The 11,886-nt window shown below is 48.8% G+C and carries 7 protein-coding genes and 1 tRNA gene; 4 read left to right on the forward strand and 4 right to left on the reverse strand.

Translation table 11 applies throughout. The annotated features are described in order from the left end of the window. Positions 1-24 precede the first annotated feature (24 nt). Positions 25-3,162, forward strand: coding sequence for a WD40/YVTN/BNR-like repeat-containing protein (locus tag IE181_RS11960; protein WP_191253251.1), 3,138 nt, complete (start codon positions 25-27; stop codon positions 3,160-3,162). A gap of 15 nt (positions 3,163-3,177) precedes the next feature. After that, on the forward strand, positions 3,178-6,480 hold the full coding sequence (locus tag IE181_RS11965) for a WD40/YVTN/BNR-like repeat-containing protein (RefSeq protein ID WP_191253253.1): 3,303 nt from the start codon (positions 3,178-3,180) through the stop codon (positions 6,478-6,480). 85 nt (positions 6,481-6,565) lie between these two features. Here the strand turns inward: IE181_RS11965 and IE181_RS11970 are convergent, their stop codons facing one another. From IE181_RS11970 to IE181_RS11980, 3 genes are all read right to left on the reverse strand, one after another. Further along, on the reverse strand, positions 6,566-7,648 hold the full coding sequence (locus tag IE181_RS11970; protein ID WP_191253255.1) for a ferritin-like domain-containing protein: 1,083 nt from the start codon (positions 7,646-7,648) through the stop codon (positions 6,566-6,568). 140 nt (positions 7,649-7,788) lie between these two features. After that, positions 7,789-9,147, reverse strand: coding sequence for an ammonium transporter AmtB (gene amtB / locus IE181_RS11975; RefSeq protein ID WP_191253257.1), 1,359 nt, complete (start codon positions 9,145-9,147; stop codon positions 7,789-7,791). 11 nt (positions 9,148-9,158) lie between these two features. Next, positions 9,159-9,497 carry a P-II family nitrogen regulator gene (locus IE181_RS11980; protein ID WP_191253259.1) on the reverse strand — a complete coding sequence of 113 codons (339 nt, stop codon included), beginning with the start codon at positions 9,495-9,497 and terminating at the stop codon, positions 9,159-9,161. A 265-nt stretch (positions 9,498-9,762) separates the two neighbouring features. On the opposite strand from IE181_RS11980, the gene IE181_RS11985 reads away from it, so the two are divergent. Further along, positions 9,763-11,019, forward strand: coding sequence for a cysteine desulfurase-like protein (locus IE181_RS11985; RefSeq protein ID WP_229819404.1), 1,257 nt, complete (start codon positions 9,763-9,765; stop codon positions 11,017-11,019). A 95-nt stretch (positions 11,020-11,114) separates the two neighbouring features. Then, positions 11,115-11,696: a glutathione S-transferase family protein gene (locus tag IE181_RS11990; RefSeq protein WP_191253262.1), complete on the forward strand. Its 582-nt coding sequence runs from the start codon at positions 11,115-11,117 to the stop codon at positions 11,694-11,696. 64 nt (positions 11,697-11,760) lie between these two features. Here the strand turns inward: IE181_RS11990 and IE181_RS11995 are convergent. Further along, positions 11,761-11,850: transfer RNA gene (locus IE181_RS11995), tRNA-Ser, on the reverse strand. Positions 11,851-11,886: the final 36 nt, after the last annotated feature.

Genomic DNA, 11,886 nt, shown 5'->3' on the forward strand with positions numbered 1-11,886 from the left:
AACCTAATAAGGGGGGCTTAAACCATGAAAACTCTATTCCGTACGGCGCTATTGGCGTCGGCAAGCAGTCTGTTGTTAACGGCTGTCAGTGCAAATGTTGTGGCCAAGGATGTGCCAGAAACGCAACTGCAGGCGCTGGAATACCGAAACATTGGACCTTTCAGAGGTGGACGCGCAACAGCCGTTGCCGGCGTACCGGGTAATGTTGAAACATACTATGTTGGCACTGTAGGTGGTCTTATGAAAACCACTAATGCTGGCCAGTCCTGGGATATCATTTCCGACGGTTTCATGAAAACTGCAAGCGTTGGCGCGATTGCCGTTGCTAAAAGCGACCCTAATGTCGTTGTCGTCGGTATGGGGGAAAGCCCATTCCGCGGCGTCGCGTCTGCGCACGGTGACGGGGTATATATCTCGACCGACGCTGGCAAAACGTTCGAACATAAGGGGCTGGAGGATGTCCGCCAGATCTCAACAGTTCACATAGACCCGAACAACCCCGATATTATCTATGTCGCTGCGCAGGGTAGCCCGTGGGCCCCAACCAAAGAACGCGGCATCTATAAATCCACCGATGGTGGCGATACCTGGGAAAAGACACTGTTTGTCGATGAAAATTCCGGGGCGATTGATCTAAGTGTGGACCCACTTAATCCACGCATTTTGTACGCATCCATGTGGGACACTCAGCGCAAACCATGGGAAGTGCGCTCTGGTGGGAAAGGTAGCGGCCTTTGGAAATCTGTAGATTCTGGCGAGACCTGGACAAAACTGGATGGCGGTCTGCCCGAATTCCTTGGTAAAATTGGTATTGTTGCAAGCCCGGTTCAAAAGGACCGTGTTTGGGCAATTGTCGAAGCTAAAGAAAAGCCAGGCCTATACCGCAGTGATGATGGCGGTAAAAACTGGAGACTGATGAATGATGAACGCAAACTATATGCCCGTAGCTGGTACTACATGCATATCTTTGCCGACACACAGGATGCGGACACAGTATATGTCCAAAACTCTGCTTTCTTTAAATCCATCGATGGTGGCAAAACCTTTGATACGCGGATCACAGGCACCCACGGTGACTTCCATGATCTCTGGATTAACCCTGAGAACCCAAGTGTTATGGGCGTTGCTAACGACGGTGGTGGTGCTGTTACCTTTAATGGCGGCCTGACCTGGTCTACACAAATGAACCAGCCAACTGCACAGTTCTACCGGGTAAACGCAGATAATAACTTCTTCTACCGTGTCTATGCTGGTCAACAGGACAACTCTACCGTTGGCATTCTAAGCCGCGGTCCTGATGGCGGCATTGGTGCAGAAGACTTTATTCCAGTTGGCGGCTGTGAGAGTGGCCATGTAGCTTTCGACCCGAACAATCCAAAACTGATCTATGCTGGATGTTATTTGGGGCAAATTGACGAATTCGATATCGACACTAATTCTACCCGTGATGTGCGCGTATACCCGGAACTGGGCTTCGGCGTCTCACCAAGGGATAAAGACAGAAAGTATCGCTTCAACTGGAATGCTCCGATACTTGTATCAAAGCATGACCCTAGTGTGATCTACCATGCAGGCAACCATGTCTTCCGTTCCAATAATCGCGGCAACAGCTGGGATATTCTGGGCAAAGACCTATCGAAAAATGATCCGGAAACTTTAGGTCCTGGCGGTCGTCCAATCACAAATGAAGTATCTGAAAACTACGGTACTATTCTTGCGCTTGCGGAAAGCCATAACAATGCGGACATCCTATGGGCAGGAAGCGACGATGGTTTGGTTCATGTCACCCGTGATGGAGGACAAAACTGGACCGACATCACGCCGAAAGGCGCCGGGGAAGGTATGGTCAATAGTATTGAGCTATCTACATTTGATGAGGACACTGCGTATGTCGTCTTTGCAAAATATAAATACAATGACCATACGCCTCTGATCTATAAGACCACAAACGGCGGCAAGTCCTATAAAAACATTGCTAAAGGACTACCTGATGACGCCTTTGTCCGCGTAGTGCGTGAGGACCCTAATCGTAAAGGCCTTCTGTATGCCGGTACAGAACTTGGCATGTTTATCAGCTTTAATGACGGCGCGGACTGGCAAAAATTCCAACTGAATCTTCCAATTGTGCCAATTACAGACATCAAAGTACACGGCAATGATCTAGTCCTCAGCACGCAAGGCCGAGCTTTCTGGATTATGGATGATATTTCACCACTTCGCGCAATTTCTGCGGATAGCGGCACTTCAGTAGAGTTGCATGCACCGTCTACTGCCTATGATGTTCAGTATTACGGCCGTGCATCAGGGCCACAGGCTGACAATCCACCAAGTGGCGCAGTACTTTACTATACGCTGCCAGAAGACTTTGACAGCGAGAATGAAACCATCACCATCGAGATACTGGAAGGCGACACTGTCGTCAGAAAGCTGGAATCGAAAAAAGAGAAAAAGGCAAAAGGTGGTGGTAGTGGCACCAGCTACAAACTACCTGCAATGTCTGGCCTTAACAAAGCCGTATGGGATCTGAATACGAACCCTGGCGTTGGCATCAAAGGTCAGTGGGGCTTTGGTTGGGGTCGTGACGGCAAAGCGTCCGGCACACGGGTTATACCAGGTGACTATACAGTGCGTTTGACAGTCGGAGAGACTGTGACGACACAGCCACTGACAGTAGAGTTCGACCCACGCCAAGATGTGCCTGCTTCTGCGTGGGCAGAAAAGAAAGCCGTAATGGCAGACATCAAGTCTCTCTACACTGAGATTGTTACATCCATTGATAAGTCTTCTGATCTGTTGAATCAGATCAAAGCCCGGAAAGAACAGCTGAAGGGCGATGATGAGTTAAGTCAGAAAGCTGATGATTTGGAAAAAGCTGTGAAAGCATGGCAGGATAAGCTGTTTAGCTCTGAACGGACTTTCTTCCAGGATGTTCTGAACTATCCTGACAAACTTGTCGCTAAAATTTCCATGTTGACCAGTGTCGTCAACGGCCTGACGCCTCCTGTTACACAGGGAGCAAAAGACCGACTGGCCGATCTGAAAGTACAGTGGAATGAAGCAAAAGCGGAACGTGACCAGTTACTGGTTTCGGAAGTGGATGCCTTTAACCAGATGTTCCGTGATAAATCAGCCGATACACTGGTTGTTAAATCAACAAACTAGAAAATGGGACCAATAATGAAAAATACATTCCTGAAAAACACGATTGTAGCGAGTTTACTTCTAGGTACTACAGCACTGTCTGCTGCAGACAGTGGCCTGTTCGAGGGCATGAAAGGTCGGTCCATTGGACCGGCCACCATGTCGGGCAGGGTTGCCGCAATTGACACGGTCAAAGGCAATCCAAATCATATTTATGTTGGCAGTGCATCTGGTGGGGTTTGGGAATCCCGCGATGCCGGCACAACATGGGCGCCAATCTTTGACAATGAAGATGTGGCATCCATCGGTGCTGTTGCTATCAACCAGTCCAATCCAGACATCATCTGGGTTGGCACGGGTGAGGGCAATGTCCGAAACTCGGTTTCCATCGGAAACGGAATCTATAAGTCACTTGATGGCGGTAAGACATGGCAAAATATGGGATTGAAGGATAGCGAGCATATCAACCGCATCGCGATAGACCCTACAAATCCTGATATTGTTTATGTCGCTGCGATGGGGCACCTTTGGTCAGACGGTGGTGAACGCGGTATCTACAAAACCACTGACGGGGGTAAAACCTGGAACTTGATGCTTGCCGGTGAGAATGATCAGTCCGGTGCGACCGATATTAAAATCGACCCTAAAAACCCTAATAATCTTTATGCTTCAATGTGGCAATTCCGCCGTTATCCAGACTATTTTGAATCTGGCGGACCGGGTTCTGGCCTTCACGTCAGCCATGATGGCGGCGAAACCTGGCGCGAATTGACACAGGAAGACGGACTACCGGAAGGGGACCTTGGACGGTCTGTGTTCACGATTGCACCCTCGGATACAAATACGGTTTACGCCCTGATAGAAGCCAAGAAAAGTGCGATCATCAGAACTGACGACGGTGGCCGTACATGGCGAAAAGTCAATGAAGACAAGGGTGTTGCTAATCGTCCATTTTACTATATGGAACTTCTTGTAGACCCTAACGATAAAGAAACAGTCTACAACATTGCCACAACGCTAAAACGTTCTGACAATGGCGGCAGAAATTTCGAAACAATCGAAAGTGTGAATTGTTGCAGTAACCCAAGAGGACTGCACATTGACCTGCACAGCCTTTGGATTAACCCTGAAAATAGCAACCACCTGATACTTGGTAACGATGGTGGCCTTGGCATCAGCCATGACCGCGGCGAAACATGGCGGTTTGTTGCAAACCTGCCAGTTGGCCAATTCTATCAAGTGAACGTCGATAACGAATTGCCGTATAATATCTATGGTGGCCTGCAGGATAATGGTTCCTTCCGCGGTCCTGCTAACGTTTGGGAAAATGGTGGCATCCGTAATTTCCACTGGCAGGAAATTGGCTTTGGTGACGGCTTTGACGCTTCTCCAGACCCTGAAAATGCTATGGAAGGATACAGCATGAGCCAGGGCGGCGCCCTTAACCGCTGGAACCTGAATACCGGTGAAAGTTTTTCTATCAGACCCAACCCGGATGAAACGGGTACTGAACTACGCTTTAACTGGAACTCTGGCTTTGCGCAGGACCCATTTGATCCAGCAACCATCTACTATGGTAGTCAGTTCCTTCATAAATCCACCGACCGTGGCCGTACATGGCAACAAATCTCCGGGGATCTGACCACGAATAACAAAGAACTGCAGCGTTTCAAAAAGTCAGGCGGCATCACCGCTGACGTAACAGCTGCCGAAAACTGGCAAACGATTACGGCCGTTGCGCCAAGTCCGATAGAGAAGGGCACAATCTGGGTCGGTACAGATGATGGCCGTGTTCATGTAACCCGTGACGGCGGCGAAACATGGAACAGCATTGGTGACAAAGTACGTGGTGAAGCCAAAGGAAGCTGGGTTCCTCATATTGAGCCAAGCCCACATGATGCATCACAGGCCTTCATCGTCTTTGATGATCACCGTCGCGGCAATATGGACCCACATGTTTACCGCATAGATAACTATGGCCGTAAATGGACCAACCTTGCGACCAAAGACGTGTCTGGATATGCCTTATCAATCCAGCAAGATCATGTTGACCCTGATCTCTTGTTCCTGGGCACAGAGTTTGGACTGTTCGTCAGTCGGGATGCGGGCAAAAACTGGATGAAATGGACAGCTGGTGTTCCAACTGTTTCCGTGATGGACCTAGCCATTCAGGAGCGGGAAAATGATCTGGTGCTGGCGACCCACGGTCGAGCCATCATCGTAATTGATGATTACAGCGGCTTACGTAATCTGTCAGATGATGATCTGAGTGCACCTCTGAAGTTACTTTCTGTGACTGACGGCATTATGTATGACCCCAAACAAACGCCTGGCACCCGCTTCGTCGCCAATACTGCCTTCATTGGTGATAATGAGCCTTATGGTGCCATGATCACATTTGTCGCAAACGGTGACACAGTTCCTTTTGCCGATGCGGAAAAGGAAAAAGCGCGTCAAGTTGCCATCCGCGAAGAAGCCCGTAAGGATGAAAAATCCAAAGGCCGGAAAATGGATGTAAAAGGTGAAGAAGGCGTCGTTGCCGACAAAGACACCAAAGAGAAAAGTAAAACCAAACCTGCAAAGGTAAAAGTAGAAATCTCTGACGCTGACGGCAAAGTCATCCGCACCTACACGCGTCCAGTAACCAAAGGTATCAACCGCATCACATGGCGCGGCGAAGAAAACGGCAGCAGCGTTTCGCTGACGCCTCGGAGCGCGGATGCTGATCTGCCGGGTGGTTTTGGTGCGGTACCGGGCACATACACAGTAAAGCTGACCCTTGGGGAAGAAACAGTGTCTGGTCCTGTTACCATTAAACCAGATCCAAGAGTGTCATACTCGCAGGAAGATTTTGTGGAGCGTCATGCTTACCTGAAAGAAGTTTCGGCACTGAGAGATAAAGCAACACAAATGGTCCTTGATATACGGGCAAGTCAAAAAGATCTGAAAGTGATCAAAGGTCTAGCGGACGCCGCAGTCAAAGACGCCAAAGACACAGAAGATGATGTTACGTCAATGAAAGACTTGTCCAAACTTGCGTCTGATGCACTGAAGTCACTGGATAATCTTGAAGAAAGCTTTATCCCCAAAGACCGTAGTGACGGCATTCATTATAATGCTGACAAGATTATGTCGCGTATTAACGGTGCGCTGTATTATGCGGCCAGTCATAACGGCACACCAAGTGATGCTGCCAAAAGGTACAGACAGGAAGCGGAAAAGGCTTTCGAAGAAGTCTCTGCGAAAGTGAAGAAAATGTACGAGGAAGACATTAAGGCGGTTAAGGATGCATTCGCAGCATCTGACCTTGGCTTACTGTCGCAGTCACCTTCTTCCTAACCCAGTCTTTTAGACCTGATAAAAATATAAGGCTGCCAGTATTATACTGGCAGCCTTTGTCGTTTTAGACACTAGAATGCTGATTTTATTCAGCCGCAGTTTCACCAAGGGCAATTGTGCTATCAACATGCTGGCGCCGTGCGTCATGTTCTGCCGCAATACGCATGTCGTCTTCCTGCATGGCTTCAACGTCAACATTTGCATACCCGAGAATGCCCATCTTGGTATAACCATCGACGATTTTATCACCCCACAGGCCAATATCCTTAACAATTGGAACAATGCGGGAGAATAGATGCGTCCGGAACATGGCCATACCCTGACTGTTATCCAGATGATGAACACATTCTTTCATTGGCAGACCAAGATTTTCCCAGACCTCCAGCGCCTGAAAGCGATCACGCATCAAGTAACAGGCCTCCACCAGAAACTCTTCTCGTTCATTTCGTTCGTGTTCCATCAGTTCAGGATAATATTCCCGCAAAGCAAGACGGCCAAATGCAACATGTCGTGCTTCATCCTGCATAACATACGCATTGAGCGCAGCCGCGAGCGGGTTTTCCGCCTGATCACGAATATTACTGAAGGCTGCAAGCGCCAAACCTTCGATAACAACCTGCATACCGAGGTACGTCATATCCCAGCGGCTGTCACAAAGTACCTGATCCAACAATGTTTTCAGCGGTCCGGTAATCGGATATGCCAGCCCTAGTTTCTCAATAAAACGCTTATAAACTTCCACATGACGGGCTTCGTCAATTACCTGTGTGGACGCATAAAACTTGGCCTCACAGTCAGGAACATTTGTAACGATCTTCGCAGAGCATAACAGGGCACCTTGTTCCCCATGAAGAAACTGTGAATTGACCCATGCCTGCTGATGTTGACGGCATAGCTTTTTGTCTTCAACGCTCATTTTCTCATAGAACTCTGCGCCGGCTAAGGGGAATAAATACTCTGGCAACCCCATTGGGTTGCCGTATTCTAGCTCTACATCCCAATCAAGCCTGTGTTCGCCGTCCCACTGCATCGATTTGCCTTTGCTGTAAAGATTCAGCAAATCAGCACGGTCATCGCTGTAATTCCAGTCGAAGATAGCTTCATAGCTTTGGTCAACTTTCCACTGACTGTCTTCCAGAGCTTTCGCATAAAACGGATCAAGTGCCATCTGTACCTCCCTCACATAATGGACTAATGCGTCCAGTATATGCTAATTCCGCGAAAATTACACGCAGAATCGGAATCTTTCAGGAAACAGGAAAGCGCCCCGCAGGGCGCTTTCAAGAACACTCGATTATTTATGGGTGCTTAGAAGCTAAGCTTTTGAGAGCCACGTCCAAATTCTGGATAGGCTTCAAGCCCAAGCTCAGCAAGGTCGGAGCCAATTTCCTCATGCTCTGCCGACAAACGGATGCCTGTCGTAAACTTGAGCGCATACCATGCGATCGCTGAAGTGACTGTGACAAACGCACCAATCGCAAGAATACCAGTTAACTGAACTGTGAAACTTGCATCAGCATTTGTCAGTGGCACGGCAAGCGTTCCCCAGATGCCGCAAATAAGGTGTACAGAAATAGCACCTACTACATCATCAATTTTTAGCTTGTCCAGTAGGGGCACAGCAAAGACGACGAGGATACCGCCAACGCCGCCAATAAGAACCGCGACCAGCGGAGTAGGGGTATCTGGTCCGGCCGTGATGGAAACTAGTCCCGCGAGCGCACCGTTAAGCACCATCGACAGGTCAACCTTCTTGTAGACAAGTTTCGTAAAGAATGCAGCCGCTACAACACCGCCTGCTGCTGCCATATTTGTATTTACGAAAATATTCGAAATGGCGACCGCATCAGGAGCTGACCCCATCGCCAGCTGAGAAGCACCATTGAAACCAAACCATCCAAACCAAAGGATGAATGTACCAAGTGTAGCGAGCGGCAAACTGGAACCCGGCATCGGGCGCACAGAACCATCTTTGCCGTATCTTCCCAAGCGTGGCCCCAGAATAAAGGCTCCAACAAGCGCAGCCCAGCCGCCTACAGAATGCACAAGTGTTGACCCGGCAAAGTCAACGAAACCTTGCTCAGCAAGCCAGCCGCCACCCCACTGCCAGGAACACTGAATAGGGTAGATCAGCCCCGCGAGAATGGCTGTAAAGCCGAGAAAGGGAAATAATTTTATGCGCTCAGCAACCGTGCCTGAGACGATTGACGCAGTAGTCGCAACAAAAACCATTTGGAAGAAGAAGTCAGAACTTGCGGCATAGCCTGCATCGAAGCTGGCACCCTCTGCAGCCAAAGCAGCCCCGTCATCTGCGGCCCATAGACTGAAACTACCGATATATCCACCTGCTTCTACACCGTAAAGAAGGTCATATCCCATAAGTAGAAACATAATACAGGCAACGGCATATAAGGCGACATTCTTAACGCAGATGTCACCAACATTCTTGGACCGGACCAGCCCTGCTTCAAGCATTGCAAACCCTGCTGCCATCCACATCACTAGAAAACCACCAATCAGAAACAGGAGAGTGTTAAATATGTAAACTGACTCGCTGTCCACAGACGCGGCTGCAGGCGATGATAGAAGCAGCAAAGCCACAGTACCCGCGATAGAGGGACGAACAACCCTACACCACCGCTTTAAAAAACTTATTTGTTCACTCATTCTTGCTCTCCTTACAGTGCAGCTTCGTCTGTTTCGCCTGTGCGAATGCGGACAACTTGCCCCAAATCCAGCACAAAGATTTTCCCGTCACCGATTTGACCGGTTTCACTTGCAGTTTTAATGGCATCGACTGCGCGCTCTGCCATATCAGCGGTGACAGCAACTTCAATTTTTACCTTGGGCAAGAAATGAACTTCATATTCTGCGCCGCGGTAAATTTCTTTCTGGCCCTTTTGACGCCCATATCCTTGAACTTCAGAAACTGTCATACCGTTGATGCCCAGGTCACCCAGCGCATCTCTGACAGCATCCAGCCGGTGCGGCTTTATGATTGCTATGAGATATTTCATCATCCCTCCTAAGTGCGAAAATGTGAGATTTCGAAACAGAAACAGCAGAGATCATGCCAAATTAATTTATTGCATTAAATCAGGTGGTTACCTATGTTTGACGCAACAGGGGCTACGGATTATTTGCAAAATATTTGTGCAGTGTTCATTTTTTAATCACATCTGAAGGTGATTATGCCGTTTGCAAAATTCGATGTTGACGACACCAGCCATCCAAGACTTAATCCGCAAAGATTATTCAAAGAAAATGAAAAGGGAGAAAGTGGTGACACTGAACATAGAAAATATTCGCAGGCAGTTTCCCGCACTATCGATAACCGATAACGGCGTTCCCCGTATTTACTTTGATAATCCCGCTGGAACCCAAGTCCCTCAATCAGTGATAGACAGCATGACTAATTGCCTGATCTCGGCTAATGCAAATTTAGGGGGATATTTTAAAACGTCTGTAGCTGCCGACAGGCTGATGGACGAAGCGCACGCTGCAGCGGCAACATTTCTGGGCGCCAAGTCAGCGCGTGAGATTATTTTTGGACAAAACAGCACCAGCCTTACCCTTCATATTTCGCGGTCCATTGCCCGCACCCTATCCGCAGGGGATGAGATCGTCCTGTCCCGTATGGATCATGACTGTAACGTCGCACCCTGGCTGATGATTGCAAAGGACACAGGTGCTACCGTTCGGTGGCTGGAACTGGATACCGACGACTTCACCTTACAAACAGACAGTCTGGAGACGGTAATTAGTGAGAAAACTAAGCTTGTTGCCGTGGGCTACTCAAGCAATGTACTAGGCACCATCAATGACGTCAAAGCTATCACACAACACGCGCATTCCGTTGGAGCTTTGGTATTCATTGATGCAGTTCAGCTTGCGCCGCACCGGCTGATTGATGTCCAGGATTTGGGCTGCGATTTTCTCATTTGCTCACCTTATAAATTTTATGGTCCGCACCAGGGTATACTATGGGGTAAGGAAGAACTCCTCCGTGACCTGATCGCTTACCGGGTGCGGCCAGCAGGCGAGGCGCTACCATCAAAATTTGAAACAGGTACCCTTAGCCACGAATCAATTGCTGGCACCCACGCTGCAATTGACCATATAGCAAACCTATCCGGCCTGGATAGCGTATCCTCCTCGCTACGGGATCGCCTGATTGCCGGCTTTGCTGTCATGGAAGAATACGAAAACGCGATGACACTGCATTTAATTAACGAACTTCAAGAAACAGAAGGCGTGACGGTACTTGGCATCACTAACCCAAACCGCATTGCAGAAAGGGTTCCGACGGTATCCTTTGTTGCTAACTCAATGACTCCACAGGACATCGCAAAACAGCTTGCTGACAAGAATATTTTTGTCTGGAGCGGCCACAATTACGGCATTGAACCGTATCGAGCTCTCAGCAGAGAAGATGAAGGCGGCGTCAGAGTAGGGCTGGCACATTATAACACAGTGGCAGAGATTGACGATTTCATCAAAGCGCTGCGAGATCTACTGGACCAACCCAACAAGAATTAGAATATCTTGCGCGCTCAGATTAGAACTTCTCGCTCCCCTGTCGCGCAAGCCGCAATTATAGTGCATCCAGGTCAACTTCTTAATGGGTGCACAAAATGATAATTTATGGTGACAGCATTTCAGGAAACTGCCTGAAGGTAAAATATGTTTGCGATCTGCTGGCCATTCCCTATAGCTGGCAGGAGACATCAGTCTTAAATGCAGAAACGCGCACCGCAGAAATGCTGGCTAAAAACCCCGCTGGACAAGTGCCGTTCATCAAACTTGATGACGGCAGGCACCTTGCCCAGTCCAATGCCATTATGGTCTACTTGGCCAAAGGGTCTAACCTTATTCCTGATGACCCATACAGCGAAGCCAAAATGAATGAATGGCTTTTCTGGGAGCAATATAGCCACGAACCAAACATAGCCGTCATTCGTTTTCAGCGGCTATACAAGAAAATCCCACCGGATAAGTGTGATCAGGACAAAATACAAAAAGGCTATGCAGCGCTGGATTATATGGAGCAACACCTTGGTGCCCATTGCTGGTTTGTAGGCGATAGCCTGTCACTTGCTGACATTGCACTTTATGCCTACACCCAGTTCGCAGAAGATGCAGGCTTTAACCTTCTGGGCTATCCGCACATCCGACAGTGGCTCAATCGCGTCGCCAGAGATTTATGCGTCGAATAGCACGGCGATTAAACACCACATTACCAAAAGCAAAAAAGCTGCCCTGAAGGAGCAGCTTTTTTAGTGGCGGGCGGACAGGGATTCGAACCCTGGAAGGGCTTGCACCCTTGCCGGTTTTCAAGACCGGTGCATTCAACCACTCTGCCATCCGCCCATAAAAATTTCAGACGCCAAATGTGGTGTGCGAGCG

It is taken from the genome of Kordiimonas sediminis (genome assembly GCF_014656395.1).
Taxonomy (GTDB): Bacteria; Pseudomonadota; Alphaproteobacteria; order Sphingomonadales; family Kordiimonadaceae; genus Kordiimonas_A; species Kordiimonas_A sediminis.

Coding starts and splice junctions, on each gene's coding strand:
- IE181_RS11960 (WP_191253251.1), top strand. CDS start 25: ATGAAAACTCTATTCCGTACGGCGCTATTGGCGTCGGCAAGCAGTCTG.
- amtB (WP_191253257.1), bottom strand. CDS start 9,147: ATGAGTGAACAAATAAGTTTTTTAAAGCGGTGGTGTAGGGTTGTTCGT.
- IE181_RS11965 (WP_191253253.1), top strand. CDS start 3,178: ATGAAAAATACATTCCTGAAAAACACGATTGTAGCGAGTTTACTTCTA.
- IE181_RS11970 (WP_191253255.1), bottom strand. CDS start 7,648: ATGGCACTTGATCCGTTTTATGCGAAAGCTCTGGAAGACAGTCAGTGG.
- IE181_RS11980 (WP_191253259.1), bottom strand. CDS start 9,497: ATGAAATATCTCATAGCAATCATAAAGCCGCACCGGCTGGATGCTGTC.
- IE181_RS11990 (WP_191253262.1), top strand. CDS start 11,115: ATGATAATTTATGGTGACAGCATTTCAGGAAACTGCCTGAAGGTAAAA.